We start from the raw sequence: 19,585 nt of genomic DNA on the forward strand, positions 1-19,585 counted from the left end.
TCTTATTCGTCATTTTTACTGAGTCCCGTCTCCCAGACTCGGGCACCCACCAGCCGAGGTCTTTCCTCTCCGTGAATCCCATCGAAGTATCCGTCGTCATGCCCTGTCTGAATGAAGAAAAGACCGTCGCGGTGTGTATTCAGAAGGCCCTGACCTCCATGAACGCCATGGGCGTTGTGGGCGAAGTGGTTATCGCCGACAACGGCAGCACGGATCGATCCCGCGAAATAGCGGCCGCCGAAGGCGCCCGTGTGGTGGAAGTCGTCGCGCGTGGTTACGGGTCCGCCCTGCGGGGCGGGATAGAAGCGGCCCAGGGCGCATTTATCATCATGGGTGACGCGGACGACAGTTACGACTTTGCCAATCTCCGTCCCTTCATCGAAAAGCTTCGGGAAGGCCACGACCTGGTCATGGGCAACCGTTTCCTGGGCGGAATACAGCCGGGCGCGATGCCGCCGCTTCACCGTTATCTGGGCAATCCCGTGCTGAGCTTTATCGGACGCCTCCTTTTCCGCACGCCCATACGCGATTTCCACTGCGGCCTACGCGGCTTCAGCAAGGACGCCTTTGCGCGGATGGACCTGCGAACCACGGGCATGGAGTTCGCCAGCGAGATTGTAGTTAAGGCGTCGTTGCTTCGCATGCGGATCACCGAAGTGCCGACCACGCTGAAACCCGATGGTCGCGACCGACCGCCCCACTTGCGCTCCTGGCACGATGGATGGCGTCATCTGCGATTCCTGCTGATTTTCTGCCCGCGCTGGCTCTTCCTCTACCCCGGTTTTGCCATGCTTGCCGCTGGTGTGCTCCTCGCCGTCGCGGTGCTTCTCACCGGCGCCCAACGCGCCAATTCGCTCCTCTTCGCCATGGCGCTCATCGCCATCGGTTTCCAGTCGGTGTCTTTTTCTCTCATCGTCAGGCGATTTGCCGAGATGGAAGGACTATTGCCCGCCAAGAAGAGTTTTGACCGGCTTCTCGGACTGCTGACGCTTGAGCGGGGCCTCGCCATGGGAACCGGCACCTTCGTCCTCGGTCTGATCGGTTTTGCGATTGCAACGGTCTACTGGGGGCGCTCCGGTTTCGGAGCCTTCCCCCGCGTCCTGACCCATACCCTCGTCGTGCCCTCGGCCTTTGCCCTGGTGATGGGTGTGCAGGTGGTGCTCAATTCCTTTGTGCTCAGCATCATTTCTCTGGAGCACATTGGGTCCAGAAAGGCGTCGCCATGATTACCAGCTCCCAGTTGCTGCGGGAAATCGCCGTGGACAATCCCTTCCAGCCAGCCACAAGTATCTGGCGCGCGGTGGAGCTTGCCCTCATCATCAATACACCCTTTCCCGAGGGGCGGGGTCTTGATTTGGGTTGTGGGGACGGAACAATCCTGCAGCGAGTCCTGAAGTATGTCGGTTCCCGCGAGGTGGTTGGTATTGACCTGGATCCGCGCGAAACGGAAGCCGCCACGGCCCTGGGTCTCTACGCCAACGTCCACACAGGACCGGGCTCGGCCATACCCGAGCCGGACGCCAGCTTCGATTTCGTTTTTTCCAACAGCGTGCTGGAGCACATCCCGGATCTGGCTCCCGTGTTCGCCGAGGTTGCGCGGATTCTTAAGCCCGGTGGCGTTTTCTACTTCACCGTACCGAGTTCGACATTCCCCGACCTGCTCTACGGCCCGTGGCTGCCCGGGACGGACCGGCGCGCCTACAACGATCTCGTCACGCGCCGCATCGCAGTGGCGCATTACTTCACGCGGGAGCAATGCGCGGCATGGATGTCAGAGGCTGGTCTACGCCTCGACGAAACGATTCCGTATTTTTCTCGGAAGGTTACGCGCCGCTGGGAGTTTGTGGCGCGGGTGACCTCGGGAATTCTCTATCAGATTGCGGGCCATCGCAAGCAGCCCATAGAAATACAGCATACCCTCAGGATTCGCACGCGACGCAGTGGTCTGTTGGCCAAGCTCGCGGTCCATGCGGTCACGCTCCTTGGAATCGGCGCGCTCAAGGATGACGATGGACCGCGGCACGGCTACGGGGGCTACCTTTTCATCGCGCGGAAGCCCGCATCGTGACTGCGGAGGACTCGGAGAGCCCGCGCTGCCCGGCGTGCGCGAGTGACTTCACACGCCGGTGGCTCAACAAAGGCGGCTACGCCCATGGCCGCTGCAATGCCTGTGGCCACGGATTTGTTTTTCCCCTGCCGAGTCAAATGACTATCGACGCCTACTATCGGCATCTCGATTCCGGCCTGAGTTCCGACGCTTCGTGGCAGACCGAGGCCGGGCACAAGATACAGCTCTGGCGCGATCTCCTGAACCGAGTCGAGGTCGCTTCGGGACGCGGCCCCCTGTTGGATCTCGGGTGCGGCGGGGGCCAGTTTCTCCAACTGGCCGCGCAATGCGGATGGTCGGACGCCACCGGCGTGGAACCATCCCCGAAAGCCGTCGCCCTTGCGCGCGCCGCAGTCACCGCGCCGATTTACGAGGGCTCCTGGAAAGACGTCTCGCTGTCGCCGTCGAATTTCGCCGCCGTGGCACTCTTGGACGTGCTGGAACACGACAGGGACCCCCTCGGTCTCCTGGCGCACTGCTTTCGCCTGCTGCGGCCCGGCGGGAGCCTCCTGATCACCGTTCCCAATATTCGCGGCCTGTCGATTCGATGTTTCGGCGAGGGCGCCTATGTGGTTATCCCCCCGGAGCATCTGTCCTATTTCACGGCCAAATCCCTCAGGCTCATGCTCCTGAAATCCGGCTTCGCTCCGCCGGCGACCTTTACTTGTGACCTTTATCTCAAAGAGTGGCTTCGCTTCATCTCACGGTTGCGGAAGGGAAAGCCCGCCGCCTCGGCCTCAACGGACGGCAGATCGCAGTACCTGAAATGGCACCGGCGCCTTTCCGGAGGCGTCGCAATCCATGGAATCGGCGTGGCAAACACTTTCCTGGCCGCACTCGGTTGCGGCGACCAGTTGGTCGCCGTGGCGCGGAAACCTTTCGGGAGCCCCGAACATGCCTGAACCCCTGCGCGTACTCTCCATTGGCCTCGGTTGGGTTGCAACTCACCGACACCTTCCGGTCATGACCGCCAGTCCGTTGTTTGACGTCGTTGGCGTTGCGGACAAACGGCCGGAGCGCGCTGTGGAAGTGGCCCGAAAGTTCAATGTGCCAAAACACTATTCCGCGCCGGGGCTGGCGGGGGAAGACGGTCTGGCTCAGATTCCCTGGCTTGATGACGTGGAGGCGGTGGTCATCGGTGCGAGTCCCTTTGCCCATTACGCCCTGGCAAAGTCCGCCCTGCGCGCGGGAAAACATGTGCTCACCGAAAAGCCCTTCGCCATGACGGTTGAAGAAGGCGAGGAACTCGTTGCGCTGGCGAAAGAGAAAAGTTGCATACTCGCCGTCGTGCACAATTTCCAGTTCGCGCCCTCCATGCGCCGCCTACTGGCGGACATTCAATCCGGAAAAATCGGAAGGATTAAGAGCGTCAGCGGAGTCGTCTTTGGCAATCCGCGACGCAGGTTGCCCGAGTGGTACGAATCGTTGCCGCTGGGGCTTTTCTATGATGAGAGTCCCCACCTCTATTACCTGTTGCGCTCGGTCTTGCCCAATTCCATGACGCCTGTACAGTGCGATGTATTCCCCGGCTCCGATGGCAAAGCAACCCCCGCCCAATTGAGCCAATGGTTCACTTCGGTATCGGACGTCGGCGAGACTATTCCGGTGCACCTCTCCATGAATTTTGAGAGCCCCCTGAGCGAGTGGCACCTCCAGGTACACGGGGAGCACGCCTTTGCGGATGTCGATATATTCCGCGATATCTATCTATGTCTTCCCAACGATGGCGCCCATACGGCCGCCACGATACTGCGAACGAGTCTGCTTACGTCCATCCAGCACTGGATGCAACATATCCCCTGCGGGTTCAAGCATTTCAGTGGCCGTATGTGGTATGGAAACGAGGAAGTCTTCCAGCGCTTCGCCGATGCCGTTCGGCGCGGAAAACAGCCCGAGGGCATCAGCGGGGAAGACGCCCTGGCGGTTCTCAAGCTGCAACATCATGCCATCGCGACATGCGCCACGCTGCCGAGGCATGGTGACGGCTGATGGATTCCCTGACCAACAGCGGGGTACCAGTGCTCCTGGTCACGCATTATTTCGCGGAACAAGGTGGGGGAATAGAGCGCGTAGCCGCCCAACTCGCCGCCCAACTGGGGCGAACCGGACACAAAATCACCTGGGCCGCAAGTGATACCTGCCAGCTTACGGAGTCGTCCAGGGCCGCGGCGCAATGCGTTCCCATGCGGACGTGGGACGGCATTCAGCAGGCCACAGGCGCGCCGTGGCCCGTCTGGAGCCCGAGGTCCATACTCCAACTATGGAAACTCGTGGGGCAGACCACGGTCGTCCATATCCACGACTGCCTCTACATGGGCAACATCGTTGCCTTTCTATTTGCCCGCATGCGCGGACGACCGGTTGTGGTCACCCAACACGTTTCCGATGTACCCTTCAAGAATCCCGTACTGAAGCTGGCGCTCTGGCTTGCCTATCAGAGTATCGGGCGGCTGTTACTCGGGTGGGCGGATCAGGTCGTCTTTATCAGCGAAGTGGTTCGCGACGACTTTCTGCGGCACTTTCGGTTTCACCGCGCGCCACAGTTCATTCCAAATGGGGTCGACGCTTCGTTGTTCACGCTTCTCGATGCGGATTCGCGGGAAGAAGTTCGCCGCAAACTTTTCGGAACTTTTGCGGACCGAACGGTGTTTATCTTCGCAGGGCGCTTCGTTGAGAAGAAAGGACTCGCTGTTTTGCGGCGTATCGCCGCTTCGATGCCGGGCAAATGCTTCGTGTTGCTCGGTCAGGGTCCCGTCGATCCGAAGTCCTGGGAACTGGAGAATGTGCGGGTCGTCGGTGCGGTGTCCCAAACCGAACTTGCGCGGTACTATCAGGCTGCGGACGCCCTGGTGCTACCCAGCGTGGGCGAAGGTCTGCCGCTGGTGGTTCAAGAGGCCATGAGTACCGGTTTGACGGTCGCGGTATCTTCGAGGACGGCTCGTGCCGACTCGACGGCAAGCGCATACCTGTTGCACGCACCGTGTACGGATGAAATGGATGAAGATGCAGTTGTGGAACACTGGATCGACTTGCTGGAGGCCATTGAGCCCCGACATGGCGATGCCGATATCCGCCGAATCGAGATTCGTCGATTCGCAACGAGCCGCTGGTCGTGGGAGCAATGCGCGGAGCACTACGCGAGCATTTTTCGCACCCTTGCCTGACCGTGGGTTTCAGTCTTGGCCTCCTTTTCCCATCGTACCGCATTTTGTAGCGGACGCACTCCCCCCCTGAACATCGCCTGGTCCCGCACCAGAAGTGCGATTAATGGAATTTATCCATGGCGTAGCGCCGCCAGGATTAAGATTTCGTAATCGTTACGCGTCGAATACCGCAATGTCGGTACATTAGGCTTACCTTGAATACAAGATCGTATTTACCTCTGAAAGGCAGTACCTCCAATGCACCGATTCTCCGCGTCCGAGCTCGACAGCGAGGAAAAAGTCGGCCCGAAGGGCACGGGCAACCACAAAGCGGTGGGGGAAACCAGTGCTCTGCTGGCCGAGTCCAAAAGCGTTCGATATCGCTGTTCGCCGTCGAAGTATGAAAAATGCAGGGGACCTGAATCGAGCAGCAGCCATCGTACCGTGACAGCGGGGAACAGTGAGGGCATGTTTCCCATGAAAAAGCCAAACTTTCTTTACATCGGTATCGCGCGCGCAGGTTCCACCTGGCTCTTCGAAATGCTTCGCCAACACCCGGAAGTATTTGTTCCGCCGGCGAAGGACGTCTACTTCTTCGACCGCTACTTCGAAAAAGGCCTGACGTGGTATTTCTCACATTTCAAACATGCGGACGAGGCCAAAGCCATTGGAGAACTCTCCCATGACTACTATTTCTCCGAAAGGGCACTGAAGCGAATCCATGAAACTCTCCCCGAAGTACGCCTGATCCTTTGCCTCCGCGAACCTGTCGGGCGGCTGGTTTCGGGTTTCGTTTACAATCGAACCACGGCCCTTCGCAGTGGCGTTTCCCTGGCGGACTATGCGGCGCAGGAAGAAATCGCCACGCAGTTTGAGTATTACCACCACCTCAAGCGATATATCGACTGTTTCGGCCGCGATCGTGTGCTGGTCGTCTTTTTCGAAGATATGGTCGAGGAACCGGAGAAATTCATTCGCACCGTCTACCGCTTTCTCGATGTGGATGACTCCTTTGTTCCGCCCAATCTCCACGAGCGGATCAATCCCGCTCGGGATGCCCGCGCGGAATCGCTCGCACTTTTCGCCTACAGGGTGGCATTGCTTCTGCGCCGGCTCGGACTTTCAAATCTCGTTGGGCGCATTAAAGAGAGCAAACTGGTGAACCGATTTCTTTATAAAGCCCCCACCGAAGGCCTGGCTGAAAAGCCCTCAACCGAATTGATAGCCAGGCTGCGCCGCGACCACGCCCGGCTCGAATCTCTGATTGGTCGCCCCTTGCCTCAGTCCTGGCATGTCTGATCGCCGTCGTGTGCGCCGTACTGCGCTGTTGGTATCGGGAGGCTGCCTTGCGAGTGCGATCCTGCTGGCACTCCTCCTCCGCGCCTTCCCAATAGACGGAGCAAGCTACCGGGAGACGCTCGCTCAAGGGCGATGGATTGGGCTTGCGGGGATACTCGCGACCACCGTGTTTCATTGCTGGGTTACGGGCGTTAAATGGCGCTATGTTACCCGCCTCACCAGTCGCGGGACCGATCTCGGCGCGGGTTATTACTTCTATTCAGCGCTTATCGGTCTGCTGGGGCAGGTGCTGCCATTGCAGGTGGCCATGCTCGCGGGGCGCGGTCTGGCCCTGAGGTTTCATGGCAAGGTTCCTCTCCGACGCGGCGCTGCTGCTGTGCTCTATGATCAATTCTTCGATGTGCTCGTTCCCCTGACCATGGTCGTACCCATTTTGCTCGCGGCTGCGAACGTAATCTCTCAGGAGGCGGGGGGATGGTTGTGTTTCACGGCCGTGGGATTGGTGGGCGCACTCCTGGCGATCCTGGGTGCGCAGGCAATTCAAGTCCTGCTGCGTCCGCTGCTGCTGCTGCCTCGGGATTGGAAGCTCTCCGGGCTCGCCCGTTCACTCCAGGAGGGCACGTCCCTCACCGAGCGTCAAACGCTCGTAACGCTATACACGCTTTCGTCCCTTCGAGTGGCCAACCTGGTTTTTCGCGCCTGGCTGGTGGGCTGGACGCTGCACCTCGACCTGTCCTGGATGGTGATCCTCTTTGCCCATTGCGGCGTGACCTTCTCCCTCATTTTCGCCTTTCTGCCGGGTGCACTGGGGGTCGTCGAGTGGGGATGGGTCGGGATGCTCCACCTCTTCGGCGTCGACACCGTTGACGCAACCCACTATGCCCTCTCCAGCCGGCTCTTCGCCCTGGCCGCGCTGGTCGCCATCAATCTCGTTCACGCTATCGCGCTCATGGCATACTGGGGGCTTCGTGGCCTCCGCCGCCGTAGAGACAACACTCCCTGAACGGCCGGGACGCGGGCCGCCTTGGAAGGCTTGGAAGAGGATATACTCCGAAGTGATCGAACGAAACTTGAGAGGCCCCTGGCCCTGGCTGCTACTTGCGTGTATCACTCTGTTGGCGGCTCTGGGACTGACGAATTTCTTACGCGCCATGCCCGTGGAGATCAGCCTCGATCTTGACACACCGGCGGAGCAGGTGTCCGCCCACTGGCACGGAGGTTCGAGCAGTTTCGAGCAGCTTGCCGATGCGTGGTCTCCCCATCATTACAAGGTCCGGATCACCGCGCCGCCCGGCGGGGAGGGGGGGGATGGGGGCTACCAATTGATCGTCATGGCCACAATCGACCAGGTGAACTTCTCCGACGAATCGCTCTGGGGCAAGGCCAGCAGCTACTTCATGCTCCATGGCGCGGAACGCCCCGCGACACTCGAACTGGAGGGGTGGAACCTTGGCGCGACGCCTTATCTCTCTTTTGAGACGGATATGGCTTCGGAGGCGGTGGAGATTCAGTCGGGAGACGAAGCGCCGCAAACGGTATCCCTCCAGAGTGCGGAGCGGGGCAAACTCAAGCACCCCTTGTCCACGGATACGCGCCGCTATCGCTATACGGGCGAAGTGCCGCTACGCCATGTGAATGAAGTGGCAATCGCTATTGCGGGGGTCGACCAGCCGACCGTCCACCGCCTCTATGTGAACAGTCTTATCCCGCGCCTGTACTTCGCGCAGGGGCGTCCGGCCAAATCGCCCACGGCAATCAACACGGAGCACTGGAAGCCCGCTTGGAGCGGAGACCGCTTCTTACTGCCCGGCGCCTTTCTGCTGGGGAGTACCTTCCTCCCGACATTGGTGATCCTCTGGGCGGGACTCTTCTGCGGCTTTCTCGCGTGTCTCCTGATCGCCCGGCTCCTGTGGACGTTGTTGCGGTCGCTATGGCGGTCGTCCATGGAAAACCGCATCGAAGGCCCGCTTCCAGTACGAGCTTTTCTCGCGTTTTGTTTGCCCGCCTTTCTTGTGTGGTCCTTCTTCCTCCTGGTCTTCTATCCCGGCACCATGAATGCCGATTCCCTAACCCAGTGGTCGGAAATTCCGGACTTCAAGTTCACGGCAATCCATCCGCCCATCTACGCCCTATGCATGTGGCTGGGCACCTTTCTGTGGGATTCACCCGCCACCACGGCACTGTTCCAGATACTGGCCGCGTCCATCGTCGTCGGCAGCGCATTCTCCCTCCTCTGGAAGGCGGGTGTTCCCCGCGCGGTGGTGCTGGCGCTCTACGCCGTCACCGTGCTCTCCCCCCGCAACAACACGACCCTGATTTCCCTGATGAAGGACACGCCCTACGCCATCGCCATGCTCGCCATGGTGGTCCTGCTTGCGTGGTACCTCGTCCAGCCAGGCCGGAAAGCCCTCCTGCGATGGGGGGCGGCGGGGCTCTGCCTTGGCGCGGCCTGCGTCTTTCGCTATAACGGCCCCCTCGTGGCCGCTGTCTTTATCCCCCTTGTTTTCATTTACTTTCCCCGCCAATGGCGCGCGGGGCTGCTCTTGACCGCGGGGTACTTCGTCGTCACCGTGGGGGTAAATCACGGCGTCTATTCCCGAATCTCCATCGATACCGAGAATGGGGGCGCCCACGACTTGACCACCTGCCACCTCGCCATCCTGCTGGATCGGGACGTGCCCATCCGGTCGGAACAATTCGAGTTTCTGAGCAAGGTGCGCGACCTGGAAGACCGCTGGGCCTACGATCCCCGGCGCGTGGCCTCGGTCGTGCAGCCCTTTGAAGAGCTCTACCGCCGCGCGTGGGCAAAGGAAAACAGCCAGGCGTACATGGCCCTCTACAAGTCCCTCGTCATGCGAAACCTTCTAAACGCCGCCATGTACCAGGTCGAACGGGGCGAATTCCTCTACGTGCCCTGGCAGACCGAAGTCGATATGGAAACCTACTTTCTCGGCATAAGTTCCAACGATCTGGGGCTATGGAACACCCAGCTCTTCCTCGAACTGCCCGATCAGCTTCGCGCACTCCTCGCCGCGACGGCCAAACCCGGCCTGAATTGGCTCTTCTGGCGACCGGCCCTGCCGCTCTACATCATCCTCATCGCCTGCATTGTTCTCTGCATTCGCCAGCGCAATCTCGCCTGGAGCATTGTCTATCTGCCTTTCGTCCTCAACACGGGAACCATCGCCCTCGCCGCCATCTCCCAGGCCTGCCGCTACCAGTTTCCCCTCACCTTCGCCGCCGCCTTCCTCGTGGGGCTGGCCTGCCTGCCGCGTCCGACCCCGCCAGTGACTGAAACGACACAGGATTGAAGGGTTCCATTCCTCGATTTCCACAATTGGCGAAGCTCTAGGTGTAGGAATATCGTGGCTAATCTGAACAGGCCCGTTTGTATCTCGGTCCCTTGACAGCATTCCCCGCGGCGGTGTCCATGTCGTAAACTGACCCCGGCTGGAACGACACCATGGAAATCGCCCACACCACCGACTTTATCCTACTCCACCGCTGGCGCGCATCGCGGGACGCCGAAGCCTTTCGCGCCCTCGCCGAGCGCTATGCGGGTCTCGTTTTCGCCGCCGCCCACCGGGTGCTACGCGATCCGTCCGAGGCCGAGGACGTGGCCCAGGAGTGCTTCCTGACCCTCGCCCAGGCCCGAAAACCCCCAGAGCGCAACCTCGGAGCCTGGCTCAACGTGTGGCCGAGTTGCTTCAACTTGCGCTGGGGAGCACTACAACAAGGTCCTGCGTCTCGAGCCCCCCGTCGTTCTCTCCCAGGTCCAGGTGGACTGGTTCGAATCCGGGGGCCTCGATTTGCAGTAGCCAGTGACCGCTGTAAGGGAGGCTGACGGAAAAGATGCCCTGAGTGTTTGAAAAGCGTTCTCGAAGCACACGCGACTCTGTATCGTTGGCGAGCGAAAGGATCACGGTAAAGTCTGTTACGGGCTGGCCGTCCCTGGCGCTAACAGCACCGCCGACCGAAAGTGCGGACCTCAGTCGTACGAGTATGCCATCGCCAGAATCGCTGCCGACGGTCATCATGTGGTCGCCGTAACCACGGGCCGATACTTGGAGGACGTAAGTACCCAGGGGCAGGCCATCAAGGTGAAACTCACCGTGCTCGTCCGTAACTCTCGCGGGTATAAGGCCCAACGGCGATGCGTTCATGACCGAAGCCTTTACACGGGCTCCCTGGACGGGCGCATCGCTTTCATCAACCACAACGCCCGATACGTCGAATAGATCGCCGGGATCATAGACCAATTCAAGCCCAGTCAGCGACTCACCGGGCGCGATATGAACCGTCTCCAAATCACTCGGACTCTTCCCCGGAGGAATGACGCGCAGCAGGTATGTCCCGGCGCAGACACCGCCCATTACGAAATTCCCCTCAAAGTCGGTCTTAGCGTGGGGCATCAGCATGGGGAAACCGAGTTTGGGATCCTCTCCGTGGGCCTGTATCTGGCAAGCGACGGGGGTGCCGTCTGGGTCGATAACCCTTCCGGCGATGATGCCCGAGCAGGCCAGTGCCAGGACGATCTCTATGGAATCGGAACCAGGCGCGCCCGCAAGAAACGGCCCCTGAAAACCGCTTTTCTGTTCCAGGGTTTCGGCGCTCAGATTGACCGCCACGCCGTCCGCATAATCGCCAAAGGAAAAGCGGCCGTCGGTCCCCGTGTAGAACTCCGCCAGCACTTGCGGCCCCTCTTCGTTTCGGGCGCGGACAGTAGCGTCCGGAACCGGTCTTCCCTCTGTATCTAAGACGACCCCCGCTAACGTGGCGCCCGGCGTGAGAATAAAATCGACGTCGCCCAGTTCACCGCCTTCCTCAACGACAACGCTGTGCTCCAAGGGCGGCCTCGGATCCTGGGGGTAAGCGGGTATCCTCTCGCTAAGGGCTACCTGGTATTTCCCCGGCGGCAGGCCGCTCACGAGATAGGCGCCTTCCGCGTCGGATGCGCTGGAGAAGAATACCCTCTGCGATTCATGGTTGGCCCAGACGACCACGTTGCGAATGCCCGCGCCGGTGTTGCCATCGGCGATCCGCCCGCGAATCCGTCCGCCATGAATAAGCCTGAGCGTCAGGGGCGGCTGTTTTCGAGCCGGGTCGATTTCCACCTCTTCCGGGCCCTCCGCGAGGGCGTACGTTTTGTCGTCGATTCCAACCGAGTAGATACCCTTGCCCACGGATGCGAACTCGGCCAATCCTTCCGCATCGCTGACCGCCTGGAGGCGGTCGATCTCGGTCACCGCGTGGGAGAGTGTCACGGTCACGTTCGGGATCGGAGTCCCATCGTCCGCAAGGACCACCCGACACTCAACCATCGCTCCAGCGTCCAAAACAATTCGGGCAGTATCGCGGCCCGTGGGGATTTCCTCCGTGATCACACTGCCGAATCCATCCGCCGAAACCAGCAACTTCCACGATCCGGGCGCCAGCCAGGAAAGGCGAAAGCGTCCGACATCATCCGTCGTTGCCGCCTTTGCCTCGATGATGTGCTTGAAGGCTTGTCTACCCGCCTGCTCCAGGGGAAATACACGCGCGCCTGCAATTGCGGCTCCATTTCGAGTGACTACCGTGCCGCCCAGATAGTCTCCCCCGGCGAGAACAAGAAAGACCTCCTCGACCGGCTGGTTTAAACGCAGGTGAACGCGCTCGATGGCGCGGCCCGTTTCGTGTTCGGCAGTCACCACAATCCAGCCCCGCCGCAAGTCACGAAATTCGAAGCGGCCATCCGCTTCCGTATTCATGGGGGCCGGCCCTGCCGGTGGGTCGCTGTCCGACAGATCCGGCACCGGCACTTGAATTCTGCTGGACGACCAGCGATAGCGGATAGAAGCGTGTGCGGCGGGATGCCCGTCGGGCTGGAGAACGATTCCCCGGACAGCGCAGAGGGATTCGTCATTCAGGGGGGCTTTGCCCTCTTTAGTACCCTTGGTCAGGGAAACGGACTCCGCGGGTAACACGTTCGTATCCCACGCCGTACTAGACACGGCGATCACAGGGAGAACTTGGCCACTTATTTCGGGGGTGGGCCGCCTAATATAGAACAGGGCCCCCGAAAGCGCCACCAAGGTTAGAATGATGACCGCAAGTCTATTCCGCCTTCGCAAGTTTTTGCCCTCCTATTGTCACCACGCGAACACGTGTATCGTAGAATGGCCCCGAAATTTTGTCAAGCGTTGTCCCACATTGGAGTCTCAGCACGCCAACTGATACAGAAAAACGGCCCGGAAAGGGTTTCAATACGAAATCATTGCAATGGAGTGGTTTTTCGCGTCCTCGCACGACATCATGTGGTGATAGTAGAAAAGCGGCTGGACAGAATAGAAGAAAAAGGGTACAGTGAACGCGTAGTTGTTACGTAAAGGGGTATGCGATGACTAACTATTCCCTAATCCGATTCCTTCCCCTGGCGGGCTTGCTTCTGGGGCTATCCTGCTCCAGGCAACTCGACCCATCCGCAGTCGCTAATGCTGGCGATTCTCCCGCAGTCGCAATATCAGCGGCGCCGGCATCAATCGGAAGTGAGCCGCCACCCTCAGAAACCGGCGATGGTGAGGAACAGATCAAAGCGATCATGGCGCAGTGTAAGGCCGCGCGTGAGGGAATTCGTTCCTACCGACTGCATATTAAGTGGAGGACTTGGAAGTATGCAGGCAGTTCGTTAGCTCAGCCGCTTCCCGATGGCCAGGTAGTTTCCGAAGGCGAGGGGGTTTGGATCGAGGAAGGCGACAAATGGCGGGTACATCACTCCAGGCGTAAGGAGCGGGCGGAATTTCTCCTCTCGCCCGACTTGCCGTCGAGCGCCGCTCCACCGCCAGAGCTGCCGCAAGGCGAGTTCCAGTATTGGGCGGCCTATGATGGTGAAGACTATGCCAAAAGAACCACCCAGCACGGGTTGGACGAACTTTTGTTTTTTCCTGGGCCGGTAGTAAGAGCCGGAGAGCACGTCATAGTTGGTCCGAGTCTTTTTCCATTTCCACTCAAGTGGGGGTTTGGCAGCGGTAGCGACTATCTGGACGAGTTGTATAGAAAGAGCGTTGAGAAAAAGGTTGAGGCCCGCGGCATTTGGGATGTGGAGTATTTCACCGATGAAACCGGTTCCAAAATAAGACTGAACGCCTATCATTCGCGCGAGAAGAGGGCGGGGCGGATGGTTGAATACGTGCTCGATCCGGAACGGGACTTTCAGGTTGTGTATGTCGCGGGTTGGGATCGGCCTGGGGGAATGAAAACCATGGAGAAGCGCAAGACCCTGCAACAATTGGCGGATGGGCGTTGGTTTCCGGACAAGGTGAGCCATCGGCACGAAGATCTGTTCAAGGAATGGGAGTACAGCAATGTAGAGTTCAATATTTCCCTGGATCCCTCGGTATTTACGATGAACGGTTTTGGTCTCGGGCCGTCCGTGACCATGCACAGAAGGAATACGGATGGGAGCACGTCAAGATTTCTTTTCAGAGACGACCAATGGGTTCCCGAAGCATTTGTGCCACAGTCAGAACGTCCCGAAATGTTGCGCGCACACTAGGTCAGTCGTAGTAACACGCTTTAGACAGAAGGTCATCCCACGGATACAGTACTTCGAGAGTTGTTACGTAAAGGGGTATGCGATGACTAACTATTCCCTAATCCGATTCCTTCCCTTGGCGGGCTTGCTTCTGGGACTATCCTGCTCCAGGCAACTCGACCCATCCGCAGTCGCTAATGCTGGCGATTCTTATCCACCCTCCCAGTCGGCGCCGCCTTCAATTGGCAGCGAACCGCCGCCCTCGGAGCCAAGCGATAGCGAAGAGATCAAAGCAATCATGGCTCACGTTGCCGCCGCCCGCCAGGGGATCCGTTCCTACCGGATGCACATCAAATGGCATACCCGCCGATTCGCAAGCACCTCGCTGAATAATCCGCTTCCGACGGGAGTTACTGTATCGGAAGGCGAAGGGATCTGGATAGAGCAGGGAGAGAAATGGCGCGTGCATCATTCCAGGTGCAACCAGCGAACGGACCTGCTCTTTTCCCCAGGGCTGCCGCTGGATACGCCGCCACGGTCGGATTTTCCCCAGGTGGAGTATCAATTTTGGGCCGCCTTCAACGGCGATGAATATGCAATGCGCAGTACGGAGTATGCGACCGATTTCCTGACGTATTGTCCCGGAGAAGTCGTAAGGTCGGGCGAACATGTTCAAGTGGGAGCCGCGCTATACCCGTTTCCTCTAAAATGGGGGTTCGGTTTTGGCTCAGAATATTTGACGAGTTTTACAAAGAATCCATGTCCAAAGTGAAGGTTCGCCCCATATGGGAAATCGAGCGATTTAAAGTGGAGGGCGAACCGAGAATAAAGCTGACCGTATTCCAGACACGGAAAGGGAGAGACGGTCATGCAATAGATTTTATTTTGGACCCAGAGCGGGACTTTCAAGCCGTGCATGTGCTGGTCTGGGAAACTTTTGGGGTAAAGAAGCTGGAAGAACACCAAAGAACGCTCCAGGAACTTACCGATGGGCGTTGGTTCCCATCGAAAGTGACTGTCAGAAAAGAAGACGAATGTATAGAAAGGGAATTTAGCAATGTGGAGTTTAATGTAGATCTCGACCCTTCGATATTTACCTTTCAGTCCTTCGAGGCCGGGGCTTCCACCATTATGCAGCGTAAGAACTTGAACGGAACTGACACGATATTTCTCTTGAGAGGCGGCCAATGGGTTCCGGCATCAATGGTTCCCCGGTAGAATTGATGAGTCGGAATTCGTGGGGCTGGTTTCACGCGCGTTACTCCACTCAGCGGCTGAGAGTTTTTCCATCAACACAGTCGCCAATCGCGAGCGCGGGTTTTCTTACCCGCGTATCGTGCGACGGAGTCGCACGGAAATCACGGATTGGAAAGTCCGTGCTCCCGCTGGCCGACAATTTCACAAGCTCTCAGCTTTGAACTGGCACCAAAGACACAACATGCGTCTTCGGCCGATGCAAGCTCAGGTCGTGAGTGGTCTGCAAGTTACTCCAGAATTCTGGAGACGTCCCAAAGGCGTCGGCGAGCAGCCAAGCCGTTTCGGGGGCAATGCCGCGCTTGCCTTTGATGATTTCGTTGACCAGCCGCACCGGTATCTTCAAATGGGTGGCCAGTGCCCGCTGCGTGATTTCGAGCGGCTCAAGAAACTCCCTCTGGAGGATGATTCCAGGAGGAGTCGGAATTCGTTGGGCTGGTGTTACGCGCATCGCTCCACTCAGCGGCTTTGAGTTTTTCCATCAACACAGTCGCCAATCGCGAGCGCGGGTTTTCTTACCCGCGTATTGTGCGACGGAGTCGCACGAAAATCACGGACTGGAAAGTCCGTGCTCCCGCTGGCTGATACTCTCACGAGCACTCAGTGACGGCTCCCGTAAGCCAAGGCGCTGGCGTGGTTCGATTGGGGCACCGATTTCTTGTTCCCCACTGCACCGCCATTCAAATTTGCGTCCATTTGCGCAAATTTGCGGTTCAGCAGGAAGTCGCCCCCCAAAAAGGAAGGGGGCGGTGGACCTTGGGAATCCACCGCCCTCATGTGCGGGAGTGTTTGGAACACAGTTCCGTGTTCTAGGCGCAAGAGGGTCACGGTTGCGAATTACATCAGGGCTCTTGGGCTGCGGTATACCCTGAATACGCGTGAGCTGTTGTGTCAACAGTCTCTTGTTCCAAACACCGAGCGCATACTAACACAACATGTAGGGCTTGTCAACCCCCCCGGTAGAAAAAATGAAAATTTTTTCTACCATATTTTGCGACGCCCTGGACCCTCGCCGGTAAGAGGCACAAAATATGGTGGTTTCATTGGGAATGGCCCCTTCGGTCCCTTCCTTCAGTGTCCCATATGTTGTGCCACAACAGGTAGAAATGCTCCCGCCAGGGTGCCGGGACTTGTGGTTTGTCTCTTGACAGGGGATTAGTTTTTATCAATTGGCGTACGGCGGGGACCGGGGGAGAACCTGTCGGCGCAATTCGCCCATCTGGTTGAACAGGCTTTTACACGGGGCCTATACTCTCAACCGAGCAAGGTTCGCGTATTGGTTTGCATCCGGTGGGAGATCGATTTTGAATATCTTTGCGTATTCGGGGAAAAGCGAGGGGGAGCCACGTCGTTCGGCGACCCCTCAGTCGGTGCGGCGTCTCAAGAGTCTAGGGGCGGAAGTGTTCTTCGAGGCCGATTTTGGCCGCGCCTGCGGTTGGTCCGATGAGGAATACGTCGAAGCGGGCGCACAGACCGGTGGCGACACTATCGGAGCCGATGTGATTCTGGGGCTGGAACCGCCGGACCTTTCGCTGATTGAGCGCATCCGGCCCGGCGCCCTGTACATCGGCTATCTGGATCCCTTCAATTCCGGGGCGCTTCTGCGCGCCTTTGCCGCGCGCGGCGTGCACGCCATTGCCATGGAGCTTATTCCGCGCACGACGCTGGCGCAAAAGATGGACGCCCTGAGCAGTCAGGCCAATCTCGCGGGCTATGCCGCGGTGTTGATGGGGGCGTCGCGCCTTGCACAGATCCTGCCCATGATGATGACCCCCGCCGGAACCATCAAGCCCGCCCGTGTGTTTGTCATCGGCGTGGGCGTGGCGGGGCTGCAGGCCATCGCCACAGCCAAGCGGCTGGGCGCGCGTGTGGATGCCTTCGACACCCGGCCGGTGGTGGAAGAGCAAGTGAAGTCCCTCGGGGCCCGATTCGTCAAGGCAAATCTGGGAGAGACGGGCCAGACAAAAGACGGCTACGCCCAGGCCCTCACCGAGGAGCAGCAGGCCCTCCAGCGGGCGGCCATGGCCGATGTGGTGGCGGAGTCCAACCTGGTTATTACCACAGCCCAGGTGTTCGGCCGAAAAGCCCCCATCATCGTCACCGACGCCATGATCCAGCGGATGCGCCCCGGCAGCGTGATTGTGGATGTGGCGGTTGACAGCGGCGGCAACGTGGAGGGCATCACGCCGGGCGAAGTAACGGAACGGCACGGCGTCACGCTGGTGGCCCGGCCGCACCTGGCTCGGGAAGTTCCTGTGGACGCCAGCGAGATGTACGCGGCGAACCTCGCCAATCTCATCGAGCATTTCTGGGATCGGGCGAACGCGACCATCCGCCTGGACACGTCGGACGAGATCATGGCGGGTTGCCTGGTCGTCCATAACGGGGAAATCCGGGACGAGCGTTTTCGCGGGTAGACCGTGCGCCGGCGCACCGGGGAAAGCCGCAGTCACGCAAACTTTTGCCAACGGAGAGGAGGCCATCAGGCCATGATACTGCTATTCTTCACCTTCGTCCTCGCCATCTTTCTCGGCGTTGAACTGATCAACAAGGTTCCATCCCAACTCCACACCCCCCTCATGTCCGGCTCGAACGCGATATCGGGCATCACCATCGTGGGGGCGCTGCTGGCGGCGGGAAGCATCCAGGGACACGACTGGCTTGCCGCCGGCCTTGGCTTCACCGCCGTGGTCATGGCCACGATCAACGTGGTGGGGGGCTACTGGGTGACCCACCGCATGCTCTCCATGTTCAAGTCGAAGGATCAACGCAAGTGAGCACCATCATCGAACTCAGCTATATCGCTGCCGCCGTACTCTTCATCGTCGGCCTGAAGATGCTCAGTCACGCCGATACCGCCGTCCGTGGCAATCAAATCTCGGCCGTCGGCATGCTTGTCGCCATCGTGGCGACGCTGCTGGACCAGCAAATCGTGACCTACCCTTGGATCGTGGCGGGGGTTCTCGTGGGCGGCGTGATCGGCGCGGTCTCCGCCATGCGCGTTCCCATGACCTCCATGCCCGAGTTTGTCGCGTTGTTCAACGGCACGGGCGGCCTCGCCAGCCTGCTGGTCGGGTGGGCGGATTACCATGCCCACGCCGGACACTATGGCGAGGTGGGTGCGAACGTTAACGCCGTCACCATTGCAACCTACCTTGCCGTGCTTATCGGCGGCGTCACGTTTACCGGCAGCGTGCTGGCCTACGCCAAGCTGGCCGAGAAGATTGGCGGCAAGCCCGTACTTTTTCGGGGACAGCAGTGGGTAAACGGTCTGGTGCTCCTGGCCTTCGCGATTGCCGGCGTTGTTTTCGTCGCGAAACCCGATTCACCGGCGGCGGAGGTGGCCTTCTTTGTGGCTATCGCGCTGTCGTTTCTCTTCGGCGTGCTGGCGACCATCCCCATCGGCGGTGCGGACATGCCCGTGGTCATATCGCTGCTGAACAGCTATTCCGGTCTGGCGGCCTGCGCGGCGGGCTTCGTCATCGAGAATACCGTGCTCATCGTCTCGGGCTCTCTGGTGGGCGCCAGCGGCATCATTCTGACCAATATCATGTGCAAGGCCATGAATCGCTCACTGGCCCACGTGCTCTTCAGCGGCTTCGGCAGTGCGACCGGCGCCGCGAGCGCCGCTGGCCAGGAGGGGGAGGTGAAGTCTCTTTCGGCGGAAGACGCCTACTACATCCTCGAAGCGGCCCGCTCCGTGGTCATCGTTCCCGGCTATGGCATGGCGGTGGCCCAGGCGCAGCATGTGGTGCGGGAACTCTCCGACATTCTGGAGGAACGCGGCGCGGAAGTGAAATTCGCCATCCACCCCGTGGCGGGGCGCATGCCCGGCCACATGAACGTGCTCCTGGCGGAGGCGGACGTCCCCTACGAGCAGTTGGTCGAAATGAACGACATCAACCCGGTAATGCCCACGGTGGACGTCTGTATTGTGATCGGCGCGAACGACGTGGTCAATCCCGCGGCGCGGGAAGATCCCGCGAGCCCGATTTTCGGCATGCCGGTGATCAACGTGGACTATGCCCGTACGGTATTCGTGCTGAAGCGCAGCATGGCCTCCGGCTTCGCGGGGATACCGAACCCATTGTTTTTCAAGGAAAATACCCGAATGCTGTTTGGCGATGCCAAAGCCATGGTGGCGCGCCTCGTGGCGGCCTTCAAAGAGGCCTGAGCGCGACGGGCCCGACTATTTTCTTGAATACGCCGCAGGATGATACTACACTGCACTTACCCAGCGGCAGCAGCGCCGCAGTGTTTTCAGTGCGATTT

The 19,585-nt window shown here is 59.5% G+C and carries 16 protein-coding genes; 14 read left to right on the plus strand and 2 right to left on the minus strand.

What is annotated here, in order from left to right; all coding sequences use genetic code 11:
* Positions 1-98 precede the first annotated feature (98 nt).
* From JNK74_02375 to JNK74_02410, 8 genes are all read left to right on the plus strand, one after another.
* Positions 99-1,226: a glycosyltransferase family 2 protein gene (locus tag JNK74_02375; protein MBL7645013.1), complete on the plus strand. Its 1,128-nt coding sequence runs from the start codon at positions 99-101 to the stop codon at positions 1,224-1,226.
* Entirely contained in the window at positions 1,223-2,068 is an 846-nt protein-coding gene (locus tag JNK74_02380) for a class I SAM-dependent methyltransferase (protein MBL7645014.1), read from the plus strand. The genes JNK74_02375 and JNK74_02380 overlap by 4 nt, the downstream gene beginning before the upstream one ends.
* On the plus strand, positions 2,065-3,009 hold the full coding sequence (locus tag JNK74_02385) for a class I SAM-dependent methyltransferase (GenBank protein MBL7645015.1): 945 nt from the start codon (positions 2,065-2,067) through the stop codon (positions 3,007-3,009). The genes JNK74_02380 and JNK74_02385 overlap by 4 nt, the downstream gene beginning before the upstream one ends.
* Positions 3,002-4,096, plus strand: a complete 1,095-nt coding sequence (locus tag JNK74_02390; protein MBL7645016.1) for a Gfo/Idh/MocA family oxidoreductase — start codon at positions 3,002-3,004, stop codon at positions 4,094-4,096. Before JNK74_02385 ends, JNK74_02390 begins: the two co-directional genes overlap by 8 nt.
* Positions 4,096-5,271, plus strand: a complete 1,176-nt coding sequence (locus JNK74_02395) for a glycosyltransferase family 4 protein (GenBank protein MBL7645017.1) — start codon at positions 4,096-4,098, stop codon at positions 5,269-5,271. Before JNK74_02390 ends, JNK74_02395 begins: the two co-directional genes overlap by 1 nt.
* Positions 5,272-5,727: 456 nt before the next feature.
* Positions 5,728-6,549 (plus strand): sulfotransferase, encoded by an 822-nt coding sequence (locus JNK74_02400; protein ID MBL7645018.1) that lies wholly within the window; start codon positions 5,728-5,730, stop codon positions 6,547-6,549.
* Positions 6,542-7,552 carry a flippase-like domain-containing protein gene (locus JNK74_02405; protein ID MBL7645019.1) on the plus strand — a complete coding sequence of 337 codons (1,011 nt, stop codon included), beginning with the start codon at positions 6,542-6,544 and terminating at the stop codon, positions 7,550-7,552. The genes JNK74_02400 and JNK74_02405 overlap by 8 nt, the downstream gene beginning before the upstream one ends.
* Positions 7,553-7,604: 52 nt before the next feature.
* On the plus strand, positions 7,605-9,860 hold the full coding sequence (locus tag JNK74_02410; GenBank protein MBL7645020.1) for a hypothetical protein: 2,256 nt from the start codon (positions 7,605-7,607) through the stop codon (positions 9,858-9,860).
* 396 nt (positions 9,861-10,256) lie between these two features.
* Here the strand turns inward: JNK74_02410 and JNK74_02415 are convergent, their stop codons facing one another.
* Positions 10,257-12,512: a carboxypeptidase regulatory-like domain-containing protein gene (locus tag JNK74_02415; GenBank protein ID MBL7645021.1), complete on the minus strand. Its 2,256-nt coding sequence runs from the start codon at positions 12,510-12,512 to the stop codon at positions 10,257-10,259.
* 413 nt (positions 12,513-12,925) lie between these two features.
* Here JNK74_02415 and JNK74_02420 point away from each other — a divergent pair, with 413 nt between their 5' ends.
* The 3 genes from JNK74_02420 to JNK74_02430 all read left to right on the plus strand — a co-directional run bounded on the left by JNK74_02420 (position 12,926) and on the right by JNK74_02430 (position 15,277).
* On the plus strand, positions 12,926-14,080 hold the full coding sequence (locus tag JNK74_02420) for a hypothetical protein (protein MBL7645022.1): 1,155 nt from the start codon (positions 12,926-12,928) through the stop codon (positions 14,078-14,080).
* A gap of 277 nt (positions 14,081-14,357) precedes the next feature.
* The gene (locus tag JNK74_02425; GenBank protein ID MBL7645023.1) at positions 14,358-14,831 is read left to right on the plus strand and encodes a hypothetical protein; all 474 of its coding nucleotides are present in this window, start codon (positions 14,358-14,360) and stop codon (positions 14,829-14,831) included.
* Positions 14,819-15,277 (plus strand): hypothetical protein, encoded by a 459-nt coding sequence (locus tag JNK74_02430; GenBank protein ID MBL7645024.1) that lies wholly within the window; start codon positions 14,819-14,821, stop codon positions 15,275-15,277. The genes JNK74_02425 and JNK74_02430 overlap by 13 nt, the downstream gene beginning before the upstream one ends.
* A gap of 190 nt (positions 15,278-15,467) precedes the next feature.
* On the opposite strand, the gene JNK74_02435 is transcribed toward JNK74_02430, so the two are convergent.
* On the minus strand, positions 15,468-15,764 hold the full coding sequence (locus tag JNK74_02435) for a HigA family addiction module antidote protein (GenBank protein ID MBL7645025.1): 297 nt from the start codon (positions 15,762-15,764) through the stop codon (positions 15,468-15,470).
* An 859-nt stretch (positions 15,765-16,623) separates the two neighbouring features.
* Here JNK74_02435 and JNK74_02440 point away from each other — a divergent pair.
* The 3 genes from JNK74_02440 to JNK74_02450 all read left to right on the plus strand — a co-directional run bounded on the left by JNK74_02440 (position 16,624) and on the right by JNK74_02450 (position 19,487).
* Positions 16,624-17,730 carry an NAD(P) transhydrogenase subunit alpha gene (locus JNK74_02440; protein MBL7645026.1) on the plus strand — a complete coding sequence of 369 codons (1,107 nt, stop codon included), beginning with the start codon at positions 16,624-16,626 and terminating at the stop codon, positions 17,728-17,730.
* 72 nt (positions 17,731-17,802) lie between these two features.
* Positions 17,803-18,090, plus strand: a complete 288-nt coding sequence (locus JNK74_02445) for an NAD(P) transhydrogenase subunit alpha (GenBank protein MBL7645027.1) — start codon at positions 17,803-17,805, stop codon at positions 18,088-18,090.
* Positions 18,087-19,487 carry an NAD(P)(+) transhydrogenase (Re/Si-specific) subunit beta gene (locus tag JNK74_02450; protein MBL7645028.1) on the plus strand — a complete coding sequence of 467 codons (1,401 nt, stop codon included), beginning with the start codon at positions 18,087-18,089 and terminating at the stop codon, positions 19,485-19,487. The genes JNK74_02445 and JNK74_02450 overlap by 4 nt, the downstream gene beginning before the upstream one ends.
* The last annotated feature ends 98 nt before the right edge of the window (positions 19,488-19,585 follow it).

Source organism: Candidatus Hydrogenedentota bacterium (genome assembly GCA_016791475.1).
Taxonomy (GTDB): domain Bacteria; phylum Hydrogenedentota; class Hydrogenedentia; order Hydrogenedentales; family JAEUWI01; genus JAEUWI01.

What these genes read in the sequence shown, in the direction of transcription:
- JNK74_02375 (MBL7645013.1), top strand. Translation starts at nt 99, where the DNA reads ATGCCCTGTCTGAATGAAGAAAAGACCGTCGCGGTGTGTATTCAGAAG.
- JNK74_02380 (MBL7645014.1), top strand. Translation starts at nt 1,223, where the DNA reads ATGATTACCAGCTCCCAGTTGCTGCGGGAAATCGCCGTGGACAATCCC.
- JNK74_02390 (MBL7645016.1), top strand. Translation starts at nt 3,002, where the DNA reads ATGCCTGAACCCCTGCGCGTACTCTCCATTGGCCTCGGTTGGGTTGCA.
- JNK74_02395 (MBL7645017.1), top strand. Translation starts at nt 4,096, where the DNA reads ATGGATTCCCTGACCAACAGCGGGGTACCAGTGCTCCTGGTCACGCAT.
- JNK74_02400 (MBL7645018.1), top strand. Translation starts at nt 5,728, where the DNA reads ATGAAAAAGCCAAACTTTCTTTACATCGGTATCGCGCGCGCAGGTTCC.
- JNK74_02405 (MBL7645019.1), top strand. Translation starts at nt 6,542, where the DNA reads ATGTCTGATCGCCGTCGTGTGCGCCGTACTGCGCTGTTGGTATCGGGA.
- JNK74_02420 (MBL7645022.1), top strand. Translation starts at nt 12,926, where the DNA reads ATGACTAACTATTCCCTAATCCGATTCCTTCCCCTGGCGGGCTTGCTT.
- JNK74_02425 (MBL7645023.1), top strand. Translation starts at nt 14,358, where the DNA reads ATGGCTCACGTTGCCGCCGCCCGCCAGGGGATCCGTTCCTACCGGATG.
- JNK74_02430 (MBL7645024.1), top strand. Translation starts at nt 14,819, where the DNA reads ATGTCCAAAGTGAAGGTTCGCCCCATATGGGAAATCGAGCGATTTAAA.
- JNK74_02435 (MBL7645025.1), bottom strand. Translation starts at nt 15,764, where the DNA reads ATGCGCGTAACACCAGCCCAACGAATTCCGACTCCTCCTGGAATCATC.
- JNK74_02445 (MBL7645027.1), top strand. Translation starts at nt 17,803, where the DNA reads ATGATACTGCTATTCTTCACCTTCGTCCTCGCCATCTTTCTCGGCGTT.